Source organism: Streptomyces sp. NPDC002232 (genome assembly GCF_042890295.1).
In the GTDB taxonomy this organism is placed as follows: domain Bacteria; phylum Actinomycetota; class Actinomycetes; order Streptomycetales; family Streptomycetaceae; genus Streptomyces.
The window spans coordinates 421,243-445,354 of the sequence record NZ_JBIARV010000007.1 but is presented as its reverse complement, the minus strand read 5'-3'; the positions used below and the strand labels follow the sequence as shown (position 1 = coordinate 445,354).

General features: G+C 75.5%; 20 protein-coding genes. 9 read left to right on the top strand and 11 right to left on the bottom strand.

Annotated elements, in window-relative coordinates:
* Nucleotides 1-123: 123 nt before the first annotated feature.
* Nucleotides 124-834, bottom strand: a complete 711-nt coding sequence (locus ACFYXU_RS33740) for a GntR family transcriptional regulator (protein WP_376516447.1) — start codon at nt 832-834, stop codon at nt 124-126.
* Between the two features lie 163 nt (nt 835-997).
* Between ACFYXU_RS33740 and ACFYXU_RS33735 the strand changes: the two genes are divergently transcribed.
* From ACFYXU_RS33735 to ACFYXU_RS33725, 3 genes are read left to right on the top strand one after another with little or no spacing between them, the layout of a single operon-like run.
* Nucleotides 998-1,762 carry a LamB/YcsF family protein gene (locus ACFYXU_RS33735; protein ID WP_389461414.1) on the top strand — a complete coding sequence of 255 codons (765 nt, stop codon included), beginning with the start codon at nt 998-1,000 and terminating at the stop codon, nt 1,760-1,762.
* The gene (locus tag ACFYXU_RS33730; protein ID WP_376516450.1) at nt 1,759-2,379 is read left to right on the top strand and encodes an allophanate hydrolase subunit 1; all 621 of its coding nucleotides are present in this window, start codon (nt 1,759-1,761) and stop codon (nt 2,377-2,379) included. Before ACFYXU_RS33735 ends, ACFYXU_RS33730 begins: the two co-directional genes overlap by 4 nt.
* Complete coding sequence (locus tag ACFYXU_RS33725; RefSeq protein WP_376516452.1) at nt 2,376-3,239, top strand: biotin-dependent carboxyltransferase family protein; 864 nt, start codon at nt 2,376-2,378, stop codon at nt 3,237-3,239. Before ACFYXU_RS33730 ends, ACFYXU_RS33725 begins: the two co-directional genes overlap by 4 nt.
* Before the next feature lie 4 nt (nt 3,240-3,243).
* Here the strand turns inward: ACFYXU_RS33725 and ACFYXU_RS33720 are convergent, their stop codons facing one another.
* The 6 genes from ACFYXU_RS33720 to ACFYXU_RS33695 form a co-directional block, all read right to left on the bottom strand.
* Nucleotides 3,244-6,837 (bottom strand): hydantoinase B/oxoprolinase family protein, encoded by a 3,594-nt coding sequence (locus ACFYXU_RS33720; protein ID WP_376516455.1) that lies wholly within the window; start codon nt 6,835-6,837, stop codon nt 3,244-3,246.
* Nucleotides 6,834-7,901 (bottom strand): SGNH/GDSL hydrolase family protein, encoded by a 1,068-nt coding sequence (locus tag ACFYXU_RS33715; RefSeq protein WP_376516457.1) that lies wholly within the window; start codon nt 7,899-7,901, stop codon nt 6,834-6,836. The genes ACFYXU_RS33720 and ACFYXU_RS33715 overlap by 4 nt, the downstream gene beginning before the upstream one ends.
* Nucleotides 7,898-9,097, bottom strand: a complete 1,200-nt coding sequence (locus ACFYXU_RS33710; RefSeq protein WP_389461411.1) for a glycosyltransferase — start codon at nt 9,095-9,097, stop codon at nt 7,898-7,900. The genes ACFYXU_RS33715 and ACFYXU_RS33710 overlap by 4 nt, the downstream gene beginning before the upstream one ends.
* Nucleotides 9,094-10,215, bottom strand: a complete 1,122-nt coding sequence (locus ACFYXU_RS33705; protein WP_389461409.1) for a glycosyltransferase family 4 protein — start codon at nt 10,213-10,215, stop codon at nt 9,094-9,096. Before ACFYXU_RS33705 ends, ACFYXU_RS33710 begins: the two co-directional genes overlap by 4 nt.
* Nucleotides 10,216-10,603: 388 nt before the next feature.
* A complete protein-coding gene (locus ACFYXU_RS33700; RefSeq protein ID WP_361405299.1) occupies nt 10,604-12,019 on the bottom strand; it encodes a HEAT repeat domain-containing protein in 1,416 nt (471 codons plus the stop codon).
* A gap of 264 nt (nt 12,020-12,283) precedes the next feature.
* Complete coding sequence (locus ACFYXU_RS33695; protein WP_329854582.1) at nt 12,284-12,676, bottom strand: ankyrin repeat domain-containing protein; 393 nt, start codon at nt 12,674-12,676, stop codon at nt 12,284-12,286.
* A 376-nt stretch (nt 12,677-13,052) separates the two neighbouring features.
* On the opposite strand from ACFYXU_RS33695, the gene ACFYXU_RS33690 reads away from it, so the two are divergent.
* Complete coding sequence (locus ACFYXU_RS33690; protein WP_015032212.1) at nt 13,053-13,247, top strand: hypothetical protein; 195 nt, start codon at nt 13,053-13,055, stop codon at nt 13,245-13,247.
* Nucleotides 13,248-13,284: 37 nt separating this feature from the next.
* Nucleotides 13,285-15,000, top strand: a complete 1,716-nt coding sequence (locus tag ACFYXU_RS33685) for a hypothetical protein (protein WP_389461406.1) — start codon at nt 13,285-13,287, stop codon at nt 14,998-15,000.
* A gap of 74 nt (nt 15,001-15,074) precedes the next feature.
* On the opposite strand, the gene ACFYXU_RS33680 is transcribed toward ACFYXU_RS33685, so the two are convergent.
* Nucleotides 15,075-16,577 carry a PLP-dependent aminotransferase family protein gene (locus ACFYXU_RS33680; RefSeq protein ID WP_329854586.1) on the bottom strand — a complete coding sequence of 501 codons (1,503 nt, stop codon included), beginning with the start codon at nt 16,575-16,577 and terminating at the stop codon, nt 15,075-15,077.
* A 100-nt stretch (nt 16,578-16,677) separates the two neighbouring features.
* Between ACFYXU_RS33680 and ACFYXU_RS33675 the strand changes: the two genes are divergently transcribed.
* The 4 genes from ACFYXU_RS33675 to ACFYXU_RS33660 all read left to right on the top strand — a co-directional run bounded on the left by ACFYXU_RS33675 (nt 16,678) and on the right by ACFYXU_RS33660 (nt 20,239).
* Nucleotides 16,678-17,412, top strand: coding sequence for a YitT family protein (locus ACFYXU_RS33675; RefSeq protein ID WP_376517669.1), 735 nt, complete (start codon nt 16,678-16,680; stop codon nt 17,410-17,412).
* Entirely contained in the window at nt 17,409-18,173 is a 765-nt protein-coding gene (locus ACFYXU_RS33670) for a glycerophosphodiester phosphodiesterase (RefSeq protein ID WP_376517671.1), read from the top strand. The genes ACFYXU_RS33675 and ACFYXU_RS33670 overlap by 4 nt, the downstream gene beginning before the upstream one ends.
* Nucleotides 18,174-18,238: 65 nt before the next feature.
* Nucleotides 18,239-19,609 (top strand): MFS transporter, encoded by a 1,371-nt coding sequence (locus tag ACFYXU_RS33665; protein ID WP_329854589.1) that lies wholly within the window; start codon nt 18,239-18,241, stop codon nt 19,607-19,609.
* A gap of 255 nt (nt 19,610-19,864) precedes the next feature.
* Nucleotides 19,865-20,239 (top strand): RNA polymerase-binding protein RbpA, encoded by a 375-nt coding sequence (locus ACFYXU_RS33660; RefSeq protein WP_015032218.1) that lies wholly within the window; start codon nt 19,865-19,867, stop codon nt 20,237-20,239.
* Nucleotides 20,240-20,418: 179 nt separating this feature from the next.
* On the opposite strand, the gene fxsA is transcribed toward ACFYXU_RS33660, so the two are convergent.
* The 3 genes from fxsA to ACFYXU_RS33645 form a co-directional block, all read right to left on the bottom strand.
* Nucleotides 20,419-21,012, bottom strand: a complete 594-nt coding sequence (gene fxsA / locus ACFYXU_RS33655) for an FxsA family membrane protein (protein WP_376514216.1) — start codon at nt 21,010-21,012, stop codon at nt 20,419-20,421.
* Between the two features lie 112 nt (nt 21,013-21,124).
* Nucleotides 21,125-21,901, bottom strand: coding sequence for a polyprenol monophosphomannose synthase (locus ACFYXU_RS33650; RefSeq protein ID WP_329854591.1), 777 nt, complete (start codon nt 21,899-21,901; stop codon nt 21,125-21,127).
* A 468-nt stretch (nt 21,902-22,369) separates the two neighbouring features.
* Complete coding sequence (locus ACFYXU_RS33645) at nt 22,370-23,995, bottom strand: amidohydrolase (RefSeq protein WP_376514257.1); 1,626 nt, start codon at nt 23,993-23,995, stop codon at nt 22,370-22,372.
* Between the last annotated feature and the right edge of the window lie 117 nt (nt 23,996-24,112).

Below are 24,112 nucleotides of genomic sequence, written 5' to 3'. Positions count from 1 at the left end.
CCGGCCCGCCGGGTAGCCTCGTGCGGCCTGCGCGCTCGGCCCGCGGAGCCCGCCGGGTGGCCTCGTGCGGCCTGTGCGCTCAGCGCGCGGAGCCCGCCGGGTGGCCTCGTGCGGCCTGTGCGCTCAGCGCGCGGGGCCCGCCGGATCGTCGACGGCCTCGGCGTAGGCGGCGGTGACCCGGGTGCGGGAGTCGTCGAGGTAGCGGGCGAGGAGCCGTTCCGCGGCGGCCCGTTCACCGGCCCGCAGGGCGTCCAGGATCTCCCGGTTCCTCCCGAGATAGGGCTCGTGCAGGGTGCGCGCGTCGGCGACCGCGTGGAAGGCGAGGCGGAGTTCGGCGAGGACACCGCGCATCAGTTCGTCGGTGCGCGAGCTGCCCGCGAGGGCGACGAGCTCGCGGTGGAAGTGGATGTTGGCGGTGGAGACGCCCGTCCAGTCGTCGGCGCGGGCCGCGGCCTCCCCCTCGGCGACGGCGGCGGCGAGGCCGTCCACGGCGAACGGCGGCTGCCCCAGGCCCCGGACGACGGCGCACTCGACGAGCCGCCGGGTGCGGTAGAGGTCGTCCACGTCGTCGACGGCGAGGACGCGGACGAAGACGCCCCGGTTGAGCTCGTGGACGAGCAGCCGTTCGTGGGTGAGGAGCCGGAAGGCCTCGCGGAGGGTGTTGCGGGACACGCCGAGGGCGCCGCCGATGCTCTCCTCGGACAGCCGCGCGCCCGGCGGGAAGTAGCCCTCCGCGATGCGGGTGCGCAGGATGTCCGCGACCCGCTCCGCGGTGCTCGTGCGTCCCAGCAGCGCACGGTCGTCCGTCAGCCCTCCGGCGCCCCTCACGTCCACGGTGCCTCGTCCCTTTCGTCGTCAGCGGGCCGAGTCAACCGCAGAAAGGGGGAGGCGACAACACACCTCTTGTCGGATCGTTGAACAATCCTCTACGTTGACGGCGCGTCTTCGGCCGCTTTCCGCCGTGGACCCGGCTTCACCAGGTGAGAGGAAGCAGTCCATGACCCCGCTCCCCATCGATCTCAACGCCGACCTCGGCGAGGGCTTCGGCCGCTGGACGCTGACCGACGACGAGCAGCTCCTGTCGGTCGTCACCAGCGCCAACGTGGCCTGCGGCTTCCACGCCGGGGATGCGGCCACCATGCGCCGGGTCTGCGCGCTCGCCGCGGCACGCGGCGTACGGATCGGGGCCCAGGTCGCCTACCGCGACCTGGCCGGCTTCGGGCGGCGGGCGATGGACGTCCCGGCGGCGGAGCTGGCCGCCGAGGTGGCGTACCAGATCGGCGCGCTGGAGGTCTTCGCCCGGGCCGCGGGCTCGCGGGTGTCGTACGTGAAGCCGCACGGGGCGCTCTACAACCGGGTGGTCCGGGACGCGGAGCAGGCGGCGGCGGTCGTCGAGGGCGTACTGCTCGCGGACCGGACGCTGCCGGTCCTCGGACTGCCGGGGTCCCGGCTGCACGAGGCCGCCGAGGCGGCCGGACTCCCGGTCGTCACCGAGGCCTTCGGCGACCGGGCCTACCGGGCGGACGGCTCGCTGCTGCCGCGGGGGCAGGAGGGAGCCGTCGTGACGGATCCGGACGAGGTCGTCGAACGCTCCCTGTCCCTGGCCAGGTCCGGGGTCGTCACGGCGCACTGCGGCAGCACCGTCGCCGTCCGCGCCCGGTCGCTCTGCCTGCACGGCGACACGCCCGGCGCGGTCGGCCTCGCCCGGCGGGTCCGGGAGCGGCTGGAGGCGTCCGGCGTGCCCGTGGCGGCCTTCGCGTGAGGGTGCTGAGGGTGGGCGACCGGGCCCTCCTGGTGGAACTGGACGACGGCGGGGCGGCCGAGGCCCTCCACGCCGAGCTGCTGCGGCGCCGGGCGTCCGGTGCGCTGCCCGCCGTACGCGAGATCGTGCCGGCGGCGCGGACGGTGCTCCTCGACGGGGTGGACGATCCGGCGCGGCTCGCCTCGGAGCTGACCGGCTGGGAGCCGGGGCCGCTCCCCGCGCGCGGGGGCGAGGCGGTCGAGGTGCCGGTCCGCTACGACGGGCCCGATCTCGCGGAGGTCGCCGGGCTCTGGGGTGTGTCCGTGGAGGCGGCGGTACGGATCCACACGGCGGCCGAGTTCCGGGTCGCCTTCTGCGGCTTCGCGCCCGGGTTCGGCTATCTGACGGGGCTCGGCGAGCGGTACGGGGTGCCGCGCCGGGCCACGCCGCGCACGGCCGTCCCCGCGGGCTCGGTCGCCCTGGCCGGGCCGTACACGGGCGTGTACCCGCGCTCCTCCCCCGGCGGCTGGCAGCTGATCGGCACCACCGACGTGGTGCTGTGGGACGCCGGACGGACCCCGGCCGCGCTGCTCGCGCCGGGCACCCGCGTCCGGTTCACGGCGGAGGGCGGGCGATGAGCGACCGGGCGTTCGCAGTGGTCCGGGCCGGGGCGCTGACCACCGTGCAGGACCTGGGGCGCACGGGACACGCGCACCTGGGCGTGCCCCGCTCCGGCGTCCTCGACCCGGCCGCCGCGCGCCTGGTGAACCGGCTCGTCGGCAACGCGGAGGACGCGGCGGTCCTGGAGACCACCGTCGACGGGTGCGCGCTGCGGCCGCGGTGCGCGGTCACCGTGGCGGTGGGCGGCGCGCCCTGCCCGGTCCGGGTGGACGGCCGTCCGGCCGCCTGGGGGACGGCGGTCCGGGTCGGCGCCGGTTCCGTCCTGGAGGTGGGCCCCGCCGTGCGGGGGCTGCGCTCGTACGTGGCGCTGGGCGGCGGGGTCGCCGTCGCGCCGGTGCTCGGGAGCCGCTCCACCGACCTGCTGTCGGGCCTCGGCCCTGCGCCCCTTGCGGAGGGCGCGGTGCTGCCCCTGGGAGCGGCCGCGGCGGTACGGGGGCCGGTCGACGCGCCTCCCTGGCCGGGTCCGCCGGACGAACTGGTCCTGCGGGTGCGGCTCGGCCCCCGGGAGGACTGGTTCACGGCCCCGGCCCTGCGCGCCTTCACCACGCGCGCGTACCGGGTGTCGCCCGCGAGCAACCGGATCGGGCTGCGGGTCGAGGGCCCGGCCCTGGAGCGCGCCGTGCCGGGCGAGCTGCCGAGCGAGGGCATGGTCCTGGGCGCGGTGCAGGTGCCGCCGGACGGGCGGCCGGTGGTGTTCCTGGCGGACCATCCGACGACCGGGGGCTATCCGGTGGTCGCGGTGGTCCGGGAGGCCGACCTGGGCGCGGCGGCGCAGGCCGTGCCGGGGACGCGGGTGCGGTTCGTGGCGGTGCGCTGAGCGGTCAGAGCGGCGGCGGGCCGTATCCGCCGCCGCCGGGAGTGCGCAGGACGAGGACGTCGCCGGGGCCCACCTCGGTGGTGGCGGCGCCGTCCAGGTGCTCGACGGTGCCGTCGGCCCGTTCCACCAGGTTCTCGCCGAGGGCGCCGGGCGCGCCGCCCGCCATCCCGTACGGCGGGACCCTGCGGTGGCCGGTGAGCAGGGCCACCGTCATGGGCTCCAGGAACCGCAGGCGGCGCTCCACCCCGTGGCCGCCGTGCCACCGGCCGCGCCCGCCGCTGTCCTCCCGTACCGCGAAGGCGTCGACCCGGACCGGGTGGCGCCACTCCAGGACCTCGGGGTCGGTGAGGCGGGAGTTGGTCATGTGGGTCTGGACGGCGTCGGCGCCGTCGAAGCCGTCGCCCGCCCCCGAACCGCTCGCGACGGTCTCGTAGTACTGCACGCGCGCGTTGCCGAAGGTCACGTTGTTCATCGTGCCGGAGCCCTCGGCCTGGACGCCGAGGGCCGCGTAGAGCGCGCCGGTGACGGCCTGGGAGGTCTCGACGTTCCCGGCGACGGTGGCCGCCGGCGAGACGGGGGCGAGCATGGAGCCGGGCGGGACACGGACCTCCAGGGGCTCCAGGCAACCGCTGTTGAGCGGGATGTCCTCGTCGACGAGGGTGCGGAAGACGTAGAGGACGGCGGCCATGACGACGGCGGTGGGCGCGTTGGCGTTGCCGGGCAGCTGGGGCGAGGTGCCGGTGAAGTCGATGACGGCGGAGCGCCGTTCGCGGTCGACCCGGACGGCGACCCGGATCACGGCTCCGCCGTCGGTCTCGTAGCGGTACGCGCCGTCGCCGAGGCGCGCGACGATGCGCCGCACCGACTCCTCGGCGTTGGCGCGGACGTGCCGCATGTAGGCCTGGACGACGTCCAGGCCGAACTCCTCCACCGTGCGGCGCAGTTCCTCGATGCCCTTCTCGTTGGCGGCGATCTGGGCGCGCAGGTCGGCGAGGTTGGTGTCCGGGTCGCGGGAGGGGTGGCGGGCGCCGGTGAGCAGGGCGCGCGTCTCGGCCTCCCGGAGGTGTCCGTCGCGGACCAGCAGCCAGTCGTCGAAGAGGACGCCCTCCTCCTCGACGGTCCGGCTGAAGGCGGGCATGGAGCCGGGGGTGATGCCGCCGATCTCGGCGTGGTGTCCGCGCGAGGCGACCAGGAAGCGGAGGGCGCCGCCCGTGTCGTCGAAGACCGGGGTGACGACGGTGACGTCGGGGAGGTGGGTGCCGCCGTGGTACGGATCGTTGATCGCGTACACGTCGCCGGGGCGCAGGTCGTCCGCGCGGCGGCGGAGGACCTCCTTGATGGACTCCCCCATGGAGCCGAGGTGGACGGGGATGTGGGGGGCGTTGGCGATGAGGTTGCCCTCGGCGTCGAAGAGGGCGCAGGAGAAGTCGAGGCGTTCCTTGATGTTGACGGACTGGGCGGTGTTCTCCAGGCGGACGCCCATCTGCTCGGCGATGGACATGAAGAGGCTGTTGAAGACCTCCAGGAGGACGGGGTCCACGTCCGTGCCGGCGGCCTCGCGCGCGGGGCGGGGGACGACGCGGCGCAGCCGGAGGTGGCCTTCCTCGGTGGCGGTCGCCCGCCAGCCGGTGTCGACGACGGTGGTGGCGTCGGCCTCGGCGAGGATCGCGGGCCCGTCCACGGTGTCGCCCGGCCGCAGGTCCGCGCGGCGGTGGAGCGGGGCGTCGTGGGGTGTTCCGGCGCTGTGCATCCGGACGGTGGTGACGGGGGCGGGGGCGTCGGCGCGCTCCGCGGGGCCGACGTGGACGGGGCCGTGCGGCCCCGCGCGGCCGACGGCCTCGACGGTGACGGCCTCGACGACGAGGGGCCGGTCCAGGGTGAACGCGTACCGCGCGCGGTGGAGGTCCGTGAACACGGTTCGCAGCTCGTCGGGGGACGCGAGGTCGACGGGAAGGCTCGCGTCGGTGCCCGCGTACCGCAGGAGCACGCGCGCGTGCGTGGTGATCGCGGTGTCGGGCAGTCCGTCGGCGCGCAGCTCCTCGCGGGTGCGGTCGGCGAGTTCGGCGCAGAGGGCCGTCACCCGCCCGGGGGTGCCGGGGTCGTCGAGTGCGGCCTCGACGGACCGCTCCCGGATGGCGGTGGCGTCGGCGAGCCCGATCCCGTAGGCGGAGAGGACCCCGGCCAGTGGGGGGACGAGGACGGTGTCGATGCCGAGGGCGTCGGCGACGGCGCAGGCGTGCTGGCCGCCGGCGCCGCCGAAGCTGGTCAGGGCGTACCGGGTGACGTCGTGGCCGCGCTGCACGGAGATCTTCTTGACGGCGTTGGCCATGTCGAGGACGGCGATCTCCAGGAAGCCCGCGGCGACGTCCTCGGGGGTGCGGCCGCCGCCGACCTCCCCGGCGAGGGCCGTGAACCGCTCGCGCACGGTCGCGGCGTCGAGGGGGAGGTCTCCGGTCGCGCCGAAGACGGCGGGGAAGTGGGCGGGCTGGACGCGTCCGAGCATGACGTTGGCGTCGGTGACGGTCAGGGGTCCGCCCCGGCGGTAGCAGGCGGGGCCGGGGACGGCTCCGGCCGAGTCGGGTCCCACCCGGTAGCGGCGCCCGTCGTAGTGGAGGACCGAGCCGCCGCCCGCCGCGACGGTGTGGATGCTCATCATGGGCGCCCGCATCCGCACCCCGGCGACCTGGGTGCCGAGTTCGCGCTCGAAGGAGCCCGCGTAGTGCGACACGTCGGTGGAGGTGCCGCCCATGTCGAAGCCGATGACCCGGTCGTGTCCGGCCGTCGCCGAGGTGCGGGCCATGCCGACGACGCCGCCCGCCGGTCCCGACAGGACGGCGTCCTTGCCCCGGAAGTGGGCCGCCTCCCGGAGGCCGCCGTTGGACTGCATGAACATGAGGCGGATTCCGGCGAGTTCGCGGGCGACCTCGTCGACGTACCGGCGCAGGATCGGTGAGAGGTAGGCGTCGACGACGGTGGTGTCCCCGCGCGGGATCAGTCGGATCAGCGGACTCACCTCGTGCGAGCAGCTGACCTGGGTGAATCCGGCGGCACGGGCCGCCTCCGCGACGCGTGCCTCGTGAGCGGGGTGCCGGTAGCCGTGCAGGAGGACGACGGCGGCGGAGCGGAGGCCGTCGCGGTGCGCGGCGGCGAGGGCGGCGGCGACGGCCGGCTCGTCCAGCGGGCGGACGACGCCACCGTGCGCGTCGACCCGCTCGGGAACCTCGATCACGCGCGCGTACACCGCCTCGGGCAGCACGATGCGGCGGTCGAAGAGCCGGGGCCGGTTCTGGTAGGCGATGCGGAGCGCGTCCCGGAAGCCCTCGGTGATCAGGAGCACGGTCGGTTCGCCGCGCCGCTCCAGGAGGGCGTTCGTGGCGACGGTGGTGCCCATCTTGACGACGGCGATCCGGTCGGCGGGGACGGGGTCCTCCGGGCCGAGGCCGAGGAGGAGGCGGATGCCCGCGACCGCCGCGTCCTGGCGACGGGCCGGGTCGTGGGAGAGCACCTTGCGGGTGACGAGGGCGCCGTCGGGCCGGCGCCCCACGACGTCCGTGAAGGTGCCGCCCCGGTCGATCCAGAACTCCCAGCGCCCGGTCATCCTCCCATTGTGGCCGCGAGTGCGGCCGTGAGGGCGTCGTCCGCGCGCGCGTCGAGCGGCGCCGCGCCGGTGCCGTCCGCCCAGTGGCGCAGTTCGGCACCCGCGAGCAGCAGGAGCTGCGGGAGCAGGTCGCGACTGCGGCGCAGGACCCAGCCGGTGCCGGCGGTGGCGAGCCAGTGCAGGGCCTCCGCACGGGTCGGGGGCGGCTGGGACGGCTCCTCCGACGGCGGGGTGCCGTGGGCGAGCGCGCGGGCGGCGAGGAGCCGGTGGAACCCGGCGGCGACGGCCCGGTGCCCGCGCTCGCCCGGGTGGAGCCGGTCGGCGCTCCACAGGGCCCGGTCCTCGGTCCAGGCGGGGTCGGCCAGGTGCAGGTGGACGGCTCCGTACCGGGCGGACACCGCGTGCACGACGGCGTTGACGGAGCGCTGGCGGCGGGCGAGCGGACGCGCCAGGGGCGGCGGCAGTCCGAGCATCCGGCCGGGGTCGGGGAGGCAGGCCGTGAGGAGTACGGCTCCGAGGGCGTCGAGGTCGGCGCAGACCCGGTCCAGGCGGCGGGCGAGGAAGGCGATGTCGAAGCCGTGGCGCAGGGTGTCGTTGACGCCGACGACGACGGAGGCGAGGTGCGGCCGGAACGCGAGGGCGGCGGGGGCCTGACCGTCGGCGACGTCGGCGCTGAGAGCCCCGCTGACGGCGAGGTTCAGGAGGGCCGTCTCCCGCCCGCCGTCGGTGAGCCCGTCGGCGAGCAGCGCCGCCCATCCCCGCCACGCCCCGCCGACCCGGTCGCCGACCCCCTCGCTGAAGGAGTCCCCGAGCACGGCGAACCGCAGGGGGCCGCCGTCCGGGGCGCCGGAAGCCCCCGGCCGCGCGGCCGGAACCCGTGGGGACTCCGGCATCCCCTGGCCGACGGCCGCCCGGACCCGTACGGACTCCGGCGCGGCCCGGTCCGCGACGGGCACGGGCGGGTGCCCCGGGGGTTCGGCCGGGGCGGCTTCGAACGGGGCGACTCCGGCCGGGGCGGCTTCGGCCCCACCACCCGCGCGCGTCCCCACCGCAGCCCGTGTCATCGGTGGGCCTCCTCGGGGGTGGGCGCCCGGAGCGCCGGGGCGGCGTCGTGGGCGGCGAGGAAGGCGGTGACCGCGCGGTCCCAGGAGAAGTGCTCCGCCCGCGCGCGTGCGGCCCGGCGGCGGGCCCCCTCCGGTGCCGCCAGGAGCCCCCGTACCCCCGCGGCGAAGGCGGCCGGGGTGTCGGCGGCCGAGGCGCCCGCCGCGCCGACCACCTCGGGCAGCGCCGAGGAGGCGCTGACCACCACCGGAGTCCCGCAGGCGAGCGCCTCCAGGGCGGAGAGCCCGAAGGTCTCCGCCGGGCCCGGGGCGAGGCACACGTCGGCCGCCGCCTGGAGATCCGCGAGGACCTCCCGGTCCGCGACGTGGCCCAGGAACCGCACCGGCAGGCACCGCTCGCGCGCCCGCCGCTCCAGGACGCCCCTCAGCGGCCCGTCCCCGGCGACCACGAGCGCCGCGGAGATCCCCGCTCCCCGCAGCTCCTCCAGGGCGTCCAGGGCCGTGCCCGGCCTCTTCTCGACCGAGAGCCGCGAGCAGAGCAGGAGCAGCACCCGCTCCCCGGCGGCGTACCGGGCCCTCGGCGCGGTGTCCCGGCGGCCGGGCCGGCAGTGTTCCAGGTCCACGCCGAGCGGAGCCCTTACGACGTTCCGCGCCCCGATCCGTACGAACTCGCGCTCCGCCCACTCCGTCGTGCACACGATCCGCGCGAAGGCCCAGGCCGTGCGGCGGTTGAGCCGGTCCGCCGCGGCGGCCGCGAGGGCGGGCGGCACGCCCCAGGTGCGCAGCACCCCGTCGGCGGTCTCGTGGGAGACCATGAGCGACGGCACGCGCGCGCGTCGGGCCCATTCCCCCGTCCACCGCAGGGTGGTGCGGTCCGAGACCTCGACGCGGTCGGGGGCGAGCTCGTCGAGGAGCCGCCGGACCCGGTGGCGGTCGGCGAGGACCCGGTAGCCGCCGGTGCCGGGGAGCACGGGCCCGGGGAGGGTGACGACCCGGCCCTGCTCGGTGCGGTGGTCGCTCGCGACCTCGCCGGGGACGATCAGGACGGGCTCGTGGCCGGCGGCCAGATAGCCGCGGCCGAGCCGGTCGAGGGCGGTGCGGAGGCCGCCGGAGGTGGGGGTCACGAAGTTGGCGAGCCGCACGATCCGGAGCCCGCCGCCCCGCTCCGTACCGCGACCGCTCGGGAGTGCGCCGTTCACGCGGCCACCGCCGTCCGCTCGCGCAGCACCTCCAGGTAGTGGCCGATCAGTTCGTCGCCGAGCGCCTCCCAGGTGCGCGCCTCGACGCCGGCCCGGCCGGCGCGGCCGTACTCCGCGCGCGTGCCGGGCGAGGCGGCGAGCGCGGCGACGGCCCCGCGCACCTCGTCCGGGTCGCCCGGGGGCACGAGGAGCCCATTGCGGCCGTGGTCGACCAGGTCCAGGGGCCCGCCGGCGGCCGGAGCGACGACCGGGACCCCGCTCGCCATGGCCTCCTGGACGGTCTGGCAGAAGGTCTCGTACGGGCCGGTGTGGGCGAAGACGTCGAGCGAGGCGAAGATCCGGGCGAGGTCGTCGCCGGTGCGGCGGCCGAGGAACCGGGCGTCCGGCAGCGCGGCACGCAGGGCGGGCTCGCTGGGCCCGTCCCCGACGACCACGAGCCGGACCCCGGGGAGCGCCTGGACCCCGGCGAGCAGGTCCACGCGCTTCTCGGGGGCGAGCCGGCCGACGTAGCCGACGAGGAGTTCGCCGCCGGGGGCCAGCTCGCGGCGCAGTGCGGTGTCGCGGAGGTCCGGGCGGAAGCGGACGGTGTCCACGCCTCGGCCCCAGAGCCGGACGCGGCCGATGCCGTGGGCCTCCAGGTCGCGCAGGGCGGCGGTGGACGGGGCGAGGGTGCGGTCGGCGGCGCCGTGCACGGTGCGGAGGCGGCGCCAGGCGGTGCTCTCGCCGGTCCCGACGTACGTGCGCGCGTAGCCGGCGAGGTCGGTCTGGTAGACGGCGACGGCCGGCAGGCCGAGCCGGGCGGCGGCGGTCATGCCGCGCGCTCCGAGGACGAAGGGTCCGGCGAGGTGGACGAGGTCGGCGCGGTGGGCGGCGATGGCCGCGGCGACCCGGCGGCTGGGCAGGGCGACGCGTACCTGCGGATAGCCGGGCAGGGGGAGGGAGGGCACCCGGACGACGGCGCAGGGGGCGTCGGCGTCCGCGGCCTGGTCGGCGACGGCGGGGGCGATGACGAGCGGGGTGTGCCCCCGCCGGACGAGGTGGCGCGCGGTCTGCAGGGCGCAGTGCGCCACACCGTTGACGTCGGGAGGGAAGGATTCGGTGACGATGACGACACGCATACGGGTGTTGTCGTCCCGCTCGGCGTGTCCCCGCCGACGTGGATCTGGACGGGGAGGGAACGTCCCATGAGCGTTTGCCCGGCGCGCCCTCCGGGATCCGGCCCGGACGGCACGCACCTCGGCCCCCGGGACCCGGACCCACGGCACACCGGCCCCCGAGGTCCGGACCCTGACGGCACACACCGTCCTCGGGTCCCGGCCGCCGGACGGCACACCGGCCCCCCGGGAGCTCGGCCGCCGGACAGCACACCGGCCCCCGGGGCGGGGCCACGTCGGCGGGGATTCCGCCGCAGGCCGCGCCGCCCCGGAGGCCGGGTGGCGGGTGGCTCGGGTGCGCGAGGTCGGGCCGGGAGGGGTGGCCGGATCTGTCGCCGCACCGGAGCCGGGGTCAGACCTGGAGGTCCGGCCCTATCCGGTTGCGCACCGCCGTCTGGACCTCGACCTCTTCGGCCGGGTCCGCGGCGAGGCGGCGCAATCGTTCGGCGACGCGGACGTCACCGGTCTCGGCGTGCTGGGCGGCGACCTCGCGGGTGGTCTCCTCGCAGTCCCAGAGGCATTCGACGGCGAAGCCGGTCGCGAAGGTGGTGTCGGTGACCGCGAGGGCGCGGGCGACGCGGCCGCGCAGCTGCGAGGAGGTCGTCTCGCGGTAGACGTGGCGCAGCACCGGGGCCGCGCAGGTGATGCCGAGGCGTTCGGCGCCGTCGACGAGGCATCCGAGCTCGGGGGCGTCGGGGCCTGCGGCGCGCACGGTGTCGCGCAGGACGCCGAGGACGAGGCCGGCGTCCTGGGCGGTGCCCCGGCAGGCGAGGACCTCGGCGGCGGCCGTTCCGAGGGCGTCGGGGCGCCGCACCCACGCGCGGGCGCGGGCGACGGCGTCGTCGCCGCACATCCGCCGGTAGGCGGCGACGGCGGCGTCGGCGACCTCGCGGGAGTCGCCGTCCGCGGCGGCCTCGACGAGGTCGAGCACGGCAGGGTCCCGTGACTCGGCGAGGTGGTGCAGGACGGCGCCGCGGGCTCCCGCTCCGCCGTGCCGGGCGGCGGCGAGCAGCTCGGGACGGTCCTCGGGCCCGGCGACGGCGGTCAGGCAGCGGGCGGCCGGGCCGTGGAGCACGGCGCCGCGCTCGTACCCCTCCTGCGCCCAGTCGAGGACGGCCTTGACGCTCCAGCCGGGGCGGGGCCCGGCGGGGCGCATCTGGCGCTGCCAGCGGTCGAAGGAGCCCTGCTCCCGGGCGGCCCTGACGCGGGCGCCGACGGCCTCGCGCGGGTCGTCGGCCCACAGCCGCCACGGGCGGGGCTCGAAGGCGTCGCGCACGACGACGGCCAGCTCGGCCTCGCCCTCGGCGTCGGCCGGGAAGCGGGCCAGTACGGGCAGGGCGAGCGCGCGGAGCCCGGCGTCGTCGTCGCGGAGGGCCAGCTCGTCGAGGGCCCAGGCCCAGTTGGCGCCGGTCGCCGCGTACCGCCGGAGCAGCAGCAGGGCGTCCTGGCGTCCGTAGGAGGCGAGGTGCCCGAGGACGGCGAGCGCGAGCCCGGTCCGGTTCTCCTCGGTGTCGAGGTGGTCCTCGGCACCGAAGAGGTGCGCCTCGATCCCTTCGAGGCCTCCGTGGAGGTCCAGGTAGAGACGGGCGTAGTAGAGGGAGCGGTTCTCGACCTGCCAGTCGTGGCGGGGGTCGTCGAGAACGCAGTGGTTGAGGGCCGCGAGGGCCTCGGCGCGTGGCGCGGCGAGCGCGTGCAGGGTGCCGTCGCCGCGGCCCCGCTGCAGCAGGCCGAGCAGGGTGCCGCTCGGCGCTATGACTGGATCGAACATGGGAAGACGCCTCACATCAGCTGTCGACACGACCGGGGGATACCGGGGGCAATCCGGTCGGGCGGTTGATCGCCCGTACGCCTAGGCCGTGCGGCAACACTCGGGGCCGTCCGTCTTCGTCGTCGTCGTTCGCCTGCCAGTGACCATCTTCCTCAGCCTCTCGTCGGTGGCCCGTTTTGCCGGGCCCGACGTCATGATGACCCACCCATTTCGCCACCGCGACCACATTTACGACGCTGTTCCCACCTGGGGTTCAGTCGCCGTTCACCTGGTTCCGAAGAGCTCCAGGAGTTCGGTCTTGCCGAACATGCGGGCCGTGTCGAGCGCGGACGGAGTCCCGGCTTCCGGATTCGCGCCGCCGGCGAGGAGGGCGTGGACGACGGCGTCCTCGCCCTTGAAGACGGCACCGGCGAGCGGGGTCTGGCCGCGGTCGTTGGGGCGGTCGGCCTCGGCGCCGCGCGCCAGGAGGGCGGTGACCGCGGCGGCGTGGCCGTGGTAGGCGGCGAGCATGACGAGGGTGTCGCCGCGGTCGTTGGTGAGGTTCGCGGGGACGCCGGCGTCGACGTAGGCGGCGAGGGCCTCGGCGTCACCCGTGCGCGCCAGGTCGAAGACCTTGGACGCCAGCTCGATGACCTCGGGGTCCGGAGTCTCGCTCATCGGGTGGGACCGCCTCTCCTGCTGTGTCGTCGCGTGCACGGCAAGCGCGGCCGTACGAGTGAATCGACAGGGTACTGCCCGCCGGGCGACATGACCGCGCCCGGCCGAGGCAAAGATCACGTCGTCGCGCCCCTGGGGGCGTCCTGCCGATCGGGCCGGGCTCGCGGCGTCCGACGCCGCTCCCCCCGGTCCGGTCCGGCCGACGCGACACTCCCTAGCGCACGACGGGCGTTTCGCCAGCCGGAGAGGCGCCCGACGTCCGCCGGTCAAGTGAAATCAGCCGTTTTTCACTCTAATGCACCTTTAGTCACATAGATACTTGCTGTGAACCTGGAAGGACTCATGGTGACTGTCCCCTCAACCAGGAGAACAACCAATGATCCTGTCCATCTCAGGCGTGGTCCTGCTCGGCATCATCTGCTTCCTGTTCTTCAAGAAGGACGGGATGAAGGCCTCGCACGCCCTCGTCAGCGCGCTGTTCGGCTTCTACCTCGCGGGCACCGCCATCGCCCCGAGCATCACGGCGGGTGGCCAGAGCCTCGCCGGTCTCCTGGGCGGGATCAAGTTCTGACGCCCTTCCGTCCCTTCCACCGATTCAGGAGTACTTCGTGGCCCGGCGACCACTCCCCCGCATTCTGAGCAGCGGCAGCGCACAGATCGCTCGCAGTCGAGAGATCGCGCGCACGGCCGCCGACAGCGCCACCGACGTGCTCCATCCACTGATCACGGTCTCCCGTGGTCTGCGGAAGCTGGCCGCGTCCGCGCGCGCCAGGTGGGCCGCGACCCCCAAGGAACGGCGTGGTCCCACGCTGCTCCTGGTCGCGGCCTGCGTCCTGGTCGTCGCCCTCATGCCGTACGGGCCGCTGCTCGCGCTCGTCGTGCTCATGGGCGCCGCCGCCTGGAAGGGACGGGTGCGCCCGGTCGTGAAGACCGGGCCCGACGACGCCGAGATCGCCCGGCTCAAGGGCCTGTACGAGGCGCTCGTGCCGTACTTCTCCGTCCCCGACGACCCCGCGCCGCTCTTCGCCCACGGCGGCGACTGGAGCGGCGCCTTCGGGGAGCACGCCTTCGACGCGGACGGGCGTCTCACCCGGCTGCGGATCGCGTACCCCCCGTACTTCACCGACGGCGAGCCCGCCGCCCGCGCCCGCATCGAGCAGCTCCTGCACGCCAAGTCGGGGCGCGGCCGCGAGTACCGCTTCGACTGGGACGAGGAGGGCAACCGGCTCGACCTGAGCGTGCTGCCCGCACTGCCCACGACGATCGCGGCCCAGCGCTTCGTCACGGTGCCGGGCGAGACCGTCCTCGGCTTCACCGACCCCGAGGCCGTCCAGCGGACCGTGCCCGTCGTCTCGGAGGACGGGACCGAGGACGCGCCGGCCGTCGTCTGGCGCACCGGCCCCCGCTCCACCGAGCCGCACCTGCTCGCCCTCGGGCAGCCCGGCAGCGGCACCACCTCCCTGCTCCGCTCGATCGCCCTCCAGGCCCTCCCCCACGGCGACGTGGTGATCGTCGACGGCGGCGGGACCGGCGAGTACGCCTGCCTGACCGGCCGGGACGGCGTCCTCGCGGTCGAGTGCGGCCTCCCCGGCGCCCTCGCCACCCTGGAGTGGGCCGCGCACGAGACGGAGCGGCGCCTGATCGCCGCCAACCGGGCCCGGCAGGCCGGGCAGCCCGCGCCCGAGGACACCCGCCACCCGCTGTGGATCCTGCTCGACCGGCCCGGCGTCCTCGGCGACCTGGCCGCGGCCGACGGGCGCCCCGACCCGCAGGAGCTGCTCCAGGTGCCGCTGCGGCACGGCCGCGCGGCGCAGGTGACCGTGGTGGTGGTCGAGCAGTTCGACAGCGCGGACACCCTGAGCGAGGCGGTACGGACCCACACCCGGGCCCGGATCGTCCTGGGCCCCGCCGCCCCGGAGCAGATCGCGGGCGTGCTCGGCGCCCGGCCGCACACCACTCCGACGCCCGAGGTCCCGGCGGGCCGGGGCTACGCGCGCCTGGGCACCGGTCCGGTCCTGCGCCTCCAGGTGCCGGCGACGCCCGACCCGTACGACGACGCGACGAGCGAGGCGCACCGCCGCGCGGTCCTGGAGCTGCTCCCGGAGCGCCGGGCGGTGGCCGCCCCGCCCGCGCCCACGGCCCCGCCCGTCGTCCTGGAGAAGAGCCCCGACGCGGAAGCCCGCATCGCCACGGACACGGTCTCGCTCCCGACGGCCACGGTGGAGACGGTCCCCGCGGCGTCGCCCGAGCCGGCCCCGGCGCCCCGGGCGGAGGCGGACCCCGCCCCGGCCCCGTTCCACACCCCGGTCGCGGCGGAGGGCTGAGCGCGGCCCGCAGACGTACGGAGGGTCCCCACGCGCGCGCGTGGGGACCCTCCGTACGTCTGCGGGCGGACCCGTCAGGCCACGAACGACCTCGGCGGTTCGGCCCCGCCGCTGCCCGCGCCGGACTCGACCAGGCGGGCCGCGGCGGCCAGCCGGGAGGCCGCCTCGTCGGCGACCGGTCCGCCGACGGTGAACGGCAGCCGGACGAAGCCCTCGAAGGCGCCGTCGACGCCGAAGCGGGGCCCGGAGGGGACGCGGACGCCCACCCGCTCCCCCGCCTCCGCCAGCCGGGAGCCCGACAGGCCGCCGGTGCGGACCCAGAGCGTCAGCCCGCCGCGCGGCACCGCGAACTCCCACTCCGGCAGCTCCCGGCGGACGGCGGCGACCAGCGCGTCCCGGTTCTCCCTGGCCTGCTCGCGGCGGAGGCTCACGGCCTCCTCCCAGCCACCCGTCCGCATGAGCCAGTTCACGCCGAGCTGCTCCAGGACGGGCGTGCCGAGATCGGCGTACGCGCGCGCGGCCACCAGGGACCGGATGACGTCGGGCGCGGCGCGCACCCAGCCGATGCGCATGCCCGCCCAGAAGGCCTTGCTGGCCGAGCCGACCGTGAGGACGGTGGCGCCGGCCGGGTCGAAGGCACAGACCGGCCTCGGCATCTCCACGTCGTCGTCCAGGTGCAGCTCGGCCATGGTCTCGTCGACGACGAGGACCGTGCCCGCCGAGCGGGCCGCCTCGACGAGCTGCCGCCGCTGGTCCTCGTCCGCCAGCGCGCCGGTCGGATTGTGGAAGTCGGCGACGACGTACGCCAGGCGGGGCGCCGCGTCCCGCAGGACCTGGCGCCAGCGGCCGAGGTCCCAGCTGCCGAGCCCCTCGGCCATGGCGACGGGCACGAGCCGGGCGCCGGCGGAGCGCATCAGCTGGAGGATGTTGGCGTACGAGGGCGACTCGACGGCGATCCTCTCGCCGCGCCCGGCGAAGAGGTGGCAGATGGCGTCGATCGCGCCCATGGCGCCGGTCGTGACCATGATCTGTTCGGGCATCGTGGGGATCCCGCGCGCGGTGTACCGGTCGGCGAGCATCTGCCGCAGCGCGGGCAGCCCGGCCGGGTAGTCGCCGTGCGTGTGCGCGTAGGGCGGCAGCTCCTCCAGGGCACCCTGCACGCCCCGGGTGAGCCAGGGCTCGGGCGCGGGCAGCGCCGCGCAGCCGAGGTCGATCATGGAGCCGAGGGACTCGGGCGGCAGCGGTTCGAGGCCGCGCGCGGGCAGCGGGTTGCCGGCCGGGACCGCGGTCCAGCTCCCGGCGCCGCGCCGGGACTCCAGGAAGCCCTCGGCGCGCAGCGCCTCGTAGGCCGCGGCGACGGTGGTGCGGCTGACGGTGAGCGCCAGGGCGAGCTCCCGCTCGGCGGGCAGGCGGGCGGCCACCGGGACGCGGCCCTCCAGGACGAGCAGCCGGATCCCGTCGGCCAGGGCGCGGTAGGCGGGGGGCTTGCGGGCACCGGGGCCGGCGGGCCGGGGCTGCTGCGCCTGGAGCTGCCGGGCGAGCTGGGCAGGCCCCACCGCTGAAGTCCACTGGGCCATGGAAATCAGTCCACCTTCCTCGGATTGGCCATGGTTGGCACGCGATCTCCCGCCACAGAGTGTCATGAGTCAGTCCACTACCACCACCTTGGGGGCTCCCTTGTCCATCGCTTCCGGCCTCCGCGGCCGGCACCTCACCCGTCGGCTGGTCCAGCTGTACGCCGGCCTGACGCTGTACGGGGTCAGCTCGGCGCTGCTCGTGCGCAGCGGGCTCGGCCTGGAGCCCTGGGGCGTCCTCCACCAGGGTCTCGCCGGGAGGACCGGGCTGACCATCGGCGTGGTGTCGATCGTCGTCGGCGCGGTGGTGCTGCTCCTGTGGCTCCCGCTCCGGCAGCGGCCGGGGCTCGGCACGGTCTCCAACGTGTTCGCGATCGGCCTGGCGATGGACGGCACCCTGGCGCTGGTCCCGGACGTCGACGGGCCGGCCTGGCGGGTGTCGCTGCTCGTGCTCGGCGTCGTCCTCAACGGGGCGGCGACCGGCCTGTACATCGCGGCGCGGTTCGGGCCCGGCCCGCGCGACGGCCTGATGACCGGTCTGCACCGGCTCACCGGGCGGTCCGTCCGGCTGGTGCGCACGGCCATCGAGGTCGTGGTGGTCGCCACCGGCTTCCTGCTGGGCGGCTCGGTCGGCGTCGGCACGGTCCTGTACGCGCTGGCGATCGGGCCGCTGGCCCAGTTCTTCCTGCGCCTCTTCGAGGTCCCGGAGCGCCGCGCGGCGGGCGCCCCGCCCGCCCCGGGGCCGGACTCCGGCGGCCCGGCGCTCACCCCCGGGCCGGACTACGTCCCCTCCTCGGTCGCCCCCGGGACACCGGAAGGCGCCATACTGCGGCCGTGACTCGCGTACGCCACCCCTACCTGGACCACCCCTCCCCCCTCGCGTTCGCCCATCGCGGCGGCACGGCGAACGGCCTGGAGAACACCGCCGAGGCCTTCCGCCGCGCGACCGCGGCGGGCTACCGCTACTTCGAGACCGACGTGCACACCACGTCCGACGGGGTGCTCGTCGCGTTCCACGACGCGACCCTCGACCGGGTGACGGACGTCTCGGGCCGGATCCGCGACCTGCCGTGGGCCGCGGTGCGGGAGGCACGGGTGGCGGGGAAGGAGCCGCTGCCGCTGTTCGCGGACCTCCTGGAGGAGTTCCCCGAGGCGCGCTGGAACGTGGACCTCAAGGCCGAGTCGGCCCTCGGCCCGCTGATCGACCTGATCCGCGCGACGGGCGCCTGGGACCGGGTCTGCGTGGGCTCCTTCACCGAGTCCCGGGTGGCCCGGGCGCAGCGGCTGGCCGGTCCGCGCCTGGCCACCTCCTACGGCGTGAGCGGAGTGCTCGGGCTGCGGCTGCGCTCCTGGGGGATCCCGGCGGCGCTGCGGGCCGGGGCCGTCGCGGCGCAGGTCCCGGAGCGCCAGGCGGGGGTCCCGGTGGTGGACCGCCGGTTCGTGCGGGAGGCGCACGCGCGCGGGCTCCAGGTCCACGTCTGGACCGTGAACGAGCCGGCCCGGATGCACTCTCTCCTCGACCTGGGGGTCGATGGCATCATGACCGATCATCTGGAGACGCTGCGCTCGGTCCTGACCGAGCGGGGCGCGTGGGTCTGAGCCGGCACGTCCCGCCCCCCGGGGGCGGCCACGAGGACCACGGGGACGAACGAGGGGGCGCGGCCGTGACCGCAGACACCACCGAGCCGGAGGAGTACGCCGCCGGCCCGGCCGAGCGGCGCCGCGAGCAGCGCGGCTGGTACTTCTACGACTTCGCGTGCTCCGTGTACTCGACGAGCGTGCTGACCGTGTTCCTGGGGCCGTACCTGACCTCGGTGGCGCGGGCCGCGGCCGACGCCGAGGGCTTCGTGCACCCGCTGGGGATCCCGGTGCGGGCCGGCTCGCTCTTCGCGTACGCCGTGTCCGCCTCGATCGTGGTCGCGGTCCTGGCGATGCCCCTGGTGGGCGCCGCGGCGGACCGGAGCGGCCGGAAGAAGCCGCTGCTCGCGGCGGCGGCGTACGTGGGCGCGGCGGCGACGACGGCGATGTTCTTCCTGGACGGCGACCGCTATCTGCTCGGCGCCTTCCTGCTGATCGTGGCGAACGCCTCGCTGTCGGTCTCGATGGTGCTCTACAACGCCTATCTGCCGCAGATCGCGGAGCCCGACGAGCGGGACACGGTGTCCTCGCGCGGCTGGGCCTTCGGCTACACGTCGGGCGCGCTCGTCCTCGTGCTGAACCTGGTCCTCTACTCGGGCCACGACTCCTTCGGGCTCACCGAGGGCGAGGCGGTCCGGGTCTGCCTGGCCTCGGCCGGGGTGTGGTGGGGCGCCTTCACGCTCGTGCCGCTGCGGCGGCTGCGGGACCGGCGGACGCCCCGCGAGGAGGCCGGGCGGGCCGGCGAGGGGGCGGTGGGCAGCGGCTGGGGCCAGCTGAGGGCGACGCTGAAGGACATGCGCCGTCACCCGCTGACGCTGTCCTTCCTCCTCGCGTACCTGATCTACAACGACGGCGTGCAGACGGTGATCTCGCAGGCCTCGATCTACGGCTCCGAGGAGCTGGGCCTCGACCAGACGACGCTCATCACGGCGGTGCTCCTGGTCCAGGTGCTGGCGGTGGCCGGGGCCCTGGGGATGGGGCGACTCGCCCGGACGCACGGCGCCAAGCGGACGATTCTGGGATCCCTCGCCGTCTGGACGCTGATCCTGGCGGCCGGCTACTTCCTGCCGGCCGGATCGCCGGTGTTCTTCTACTGCCTGGCGGCCGCGATCGGTCTGGTGCTGGGCGGCAGCCAGGCCCTGTCCCGCTCGCTGTTCTCGCATCTGGTGCCGCGCGGCAAGGAGGCGGAGTACTTCTCGGCCTACGAGATGAGCGACCGGGGGCTCAGCTGGCTGGGTCCGCTCGTGTTCGGTCTCGCGTATCAGGTGACCGGGAGCTACCGGGATGCCATCATCTCCCTGGTGATCTTTTTCGCCGTCGGCTTCGCACTGCTCGCCCGGGTGCCGATCAGGCGTGCCGTGGAGGCCGCGGGGAACCCGATACCCGACCGTATTTAGACGTGGCGGTGAAAGGGCGGTAGTGTACGCGTTTGGCCTGCCAGGCGGACCGTTACTGCGTGCTGCTTTGGTGAAGACACCGGGTCACATCTGCCGTCAGATGTGACAAAACGGGCACTGGTGGGTACAACAAGGGGCGGCACGACGGGCGACGCATGACCCGGCACGGGAATCTTTACCGCCGACCGGACGTTGACCGGATAACGACGACAGCGACACCTGTCCTGTGGGCGACAAGCCCGGGAGGCACGATTCATGAGTGAGCGAGCTCTTCGCGGCACGCGCCTCGTGGTGACGAGCTACGAGACCGACCGCGGCATCGATCTGGCCCCGCGCCAGGCCGTGGAGTACGCATGCGAGAAGGGCCATCGTTTTGAGATGCCCTTCTCGGTGGAAGCGGAAATTCCGCCGGAGTGGGAATGCAAGGTCTGCGGAATCCAGGCTCTCCTGGTGGACGGGGACGGACCTGAGGAGAAGAAGGGCAAGCCTGCGCGTACGCACTGGGACATGCTCATGGAGCGCCGCACACGCGAGGAGCTGGAGGAGGTCCTCGCCGAGAGGCTGGCCGTCCTGCGCTCCGGCGCCATGAACATCGCCGTGCATCCGCGCGACAGCCGCAAGTCCGCCTAGCGGTCCGGCCGCGACAGCACGACGCCGCGGGGCCCGGTACACACACCGTGTACCGGGCCCCGCGGCGTTCCCGTGCGCGGAACCGGCTCCCCCGCATGGCTGTGCCCCGCACGACTGTGCCCCGGCGTGACTGTGCCCCCGCTCCCCGGGATTCCGGGAGCGGGGGCACAGTCACGGGGTCAGGGCATCAGGGGCGGGCGGGGCTCGTCGGCCCTGCGCGGGCCCTGGGGCGCCTCCTCGCGGATCACCTCGCCCGGGACCACCTTCCCGTCCGGCCGGTGCATACGGGCCTGCTGGAAGGCGTCCTGGAGGCTGCCGGGAGGCGCGGCGCTCATGCGGCGCTCCACGGCCTTCTCCGCGTACCGCCCGAGGAACGAGCGGACCTGCGGGACGAGCAGCAGCAGACCGGCCGCGTCGGAGATCAGGCCCGGGATGATCAGGAGCAGCCCGCCGAGCATCAGGAAGCCGTTGCGGTCGTCCGCGCCGGCCCGGTCGGCGGGCGACGGCGCCACGCCGCCCTGGGCGGCCGCCTGGGCCTGCTGGAAGGTCGAGCCGAGGTTGCGGAAGGCACGGCGGCCGGCCCGCTTGACGACGGTGGCGCCGAGCACGGCGCCGCCGATGAGGAGGGCGAGGACGGTCAGCCCGCCCGCCGCGTTCGCCACCACCGTGAGCAGCCAGATCTCCAGGACCAGCCAGACGGCGATGCCGAGGGGGAGGAACGTGCGCGCGCGTGAGCGCTTGGGGGCGAGGGGAGGCGGTGCGCCGGTCGTCATGGTCCCCAGTGTGCCTGGCGCCCCGCCGGAACGTCGTAAAGGAAGGATCAGCACGAAGGGCCCGGTGCGCGGGGCGCGACCGGGCCCGGCGGGGCCGTGAGGGGCCCTGCGGTCAGGAGGACTTGCGGCCGAGCATCCTGCCGACCTTCTCCGCCCGCGCCGTCACGCCCCAGCCGGTGACCCGCCACAGCGCCTCGACGACGATGTTGCGGCTCATCTTCGAGTCGCCGATCTCGCGCTCCACGAAGGTGATCGGGACCTCGACGACGTGGAAGCCGGCCGCGACCGCGCGGCGGGCCAGGTCGACCTGGAAGCAGTATCCGGCCGAGGCCACGTCCTCCAGGCCCAGGCCCTCCAGGGTCTCCTTGCGGAAGGCCCGGTAGCCGCCGGTGACGTCGCGGATCGGCACGTCGAGCATCATGCGGGAGTAGAGGCTGCCGCCGCGGGAGATGAACTCGCGGGACTTCGGCCAGTTCACGATCCGGCCGCCCGGCACCCAGCGGGAGCCGAGGACCAGGTCCGCGCCCTTGAGGGCGGTGAGCAGGCGCGGGAGCTCCTCGGGCTGGTGGGAGCCGTCGGCGTCCATCTCGACGAGGACGCCGTAGCCCTGCTCGATGCCCCACCGGAAGCCGGCGAGGTAGGCGGCGCCGAGCCCCTCCTTGCCCTTGCGGTGCAGGACGTGCACATGATCGTCCTCGGACGCGATCTCGTCCGCGAACTTGCCCGTGCCGTCAGGGCTGTTGTCGTCGGCGACGAGAACGTGCGCCTCCGGCACGGCCTCCCGCACCCGCGCGACGATCGGCTTGATGTTCTCCGCCTCGTTGTAGGTCGGAATGATCACCAAGGCCTTGCCGAGCGGGCCGTAACGCCTCTGGCCACCGTCGTTCACTACTGCCCCTTCGGATACATACGCAGGACCCCACCATAGCGAGGTCTCCGGAGTGCTCCGGCGCGGCGGGTCGGGCGGGAGGGGTGGCGCGGGGCGCCCGGGGCGCCCTCCACGGGGCGGACGTGCGGTGCGGGGCCCGGCGTCCTTCGGTCCGACCTGGGATCCGCTGGCTGCGGGTCGACCGAGAGCCGTTGTCTACTGAACGTCCGGGCCCCACCCGGGTCGCACCTACCGCCGGAGAAACCTTCCCTCGCGACCGAGGCGCGGGCGGCGTTCGGTCACCGCGTGGGGGTGCGGTCCGGTCGGACGTCCTGTGGTGGACGCCGTGAACCTACCCGCCCCTGACGGGCGACTGTCAACACCCGCTTGACCTGCGCGTATTCTGCAAAAGGCCAGGCCGGAGGGGAAGATCCGCAGGTCGGGGACAAGCGTGCGGGGCGGTGGGGCGGGGTGCGAAATGTCCCTACATCACTCGTTCGGCCGTACGAACACCGTCTGTCCGTACACCACCGTGCGCAGGCAGGCGGGGAGTGCGGCACCGGGCGACAGATCGGGCAGACCGGGCGTTCCGGAACGGGGATCGGTGGACCAGCGGGCGACCCGGTCGTCGGGCGCCTGAACGACGAGCTCCTCGGTGCGCCAGACCGCGTAGTCGGCGGGGGCGCCGGGGACCAGCGTGCCCGCGTCGTCCCTGCCGACGGCCCGCCAGCCGCCCCGGGTGTGGGCGGTGAAGGCGGCGCGGGCGGAGATCCGGTGCTCGGGGGTCCGGTGGAAGGCGGCGGCCCGGACGGTGCCCCAGGGGTCGAGCGGGGTGACCGGGCTGTCGGAGCCGAAGGCCAGCGGCACACCGGCCCGCAGGAGGGCCGCGTACGGATTGAGGGTGCGGGCGCGCTCGACGCCGAGCCGGTCGGCGTACATGCCCTCCTCACCACCCCAGAGGGCGTCGAAGGCGGGCTGGACGGAGGCGGTGAGCCCCAGCTCGGCGAAGGCGGCGATCATCTCGGGCGTCAGCATCTCGACGTGCTCGACCCGGTGCCGGGCGGCCCGGATCCGGGCCAGGCCGAGCTTCTCCGCGGCGGCCCGGACGCCCTCCACGACGGCGGACACGGCGGCGTCCCCGATGGCGTGGAAACCGGCCTGGAGGCCCGCCTCGGTGCAGGCCACGACGTGCAGGGCGATGGTGGCGGCGTCCAGGTGGGCGGAACCGCTGTGCCCGGCCCGGTCGGCGTACGGGTCGTGGAGGCAGGCCGTGTGGGAGCCGAGGGAGCCGTCGGCGAAGAGGTCGCCGGCCGCGCCGAGGGCGCCCAGGGCCCGCGCCCGCTCGACGTCGAGGTCGGCCCAGTAGCCGACGACCCGGGGTCCGGCCTCTTCGCGCGCGAGGTCCAGGAGACCGGTGAAGTCCTCCTCCGAGGAGATCCGCGGCCCGCCGCACTCGTGCAGCGTCCCGATGCCGAGGGAGGCCGCGTGGGCGCGGGCGGCACGCTGCGCCTCGGTCCGCTGACGCGGCGACACGGCCCCGAAGGCGGCCGCGCGCACGGCGTGGTGGGCGTCCCCGGTGAGGGGCTGCCGGCCCTCGTGGAAGCCGTCCAGGCCGCGGACGCCGGGCACGAGGTCGAGCAGGGCGGTCGTGACGACGGCCGAGTGGACGTCGATCCGGGTCAGGTAGAGCGGGCGGCCGCCGGTGAGCCCGTCGAGCTCCTCGCGGGTGAGCGGGCGGCGCTCGGGCCAGCGGGAGGCGTCCCAGCCGTGGCCGATGAGGATGCGGTCCTCGGGGCGGGCGGTGGCATGGGCCCGGACCAGCTCGGCGGCCTCGGCGAGCGAGGCGGCGGAGGACAGGTCGAGACCGGTGAGCGCGAACCCGGTGGCGGTGGTGTGCACGTGGGCGTCGACGAACGCCGGGGTGACGAGCGCGCCCTCCAGGTCGACCACCTCGTCCACGCCGGACGCGAAGGCGTCGGCCGCCCCCTCCGAGCCCACCCAGGCCACGTGACCGCGCTCCACCACCATGGCGGTGGCGAAGGGGTCGGCGGGGCTGTGGACCTCTCCACCGCGCAGCAGCACGGTGCGGTGGTCGGCGGGAGACGCGGGCGGCATGGGCTCACTCATGGCACCAGGCTAGGACCTGCCGGGACCCGGTTTGTCCGGCAGGTCCCCCCGTCGGGCCGCCCGGCGTGCCGGGCGGACGTCCCGGCGCGACGGCTCCGGGGCCGG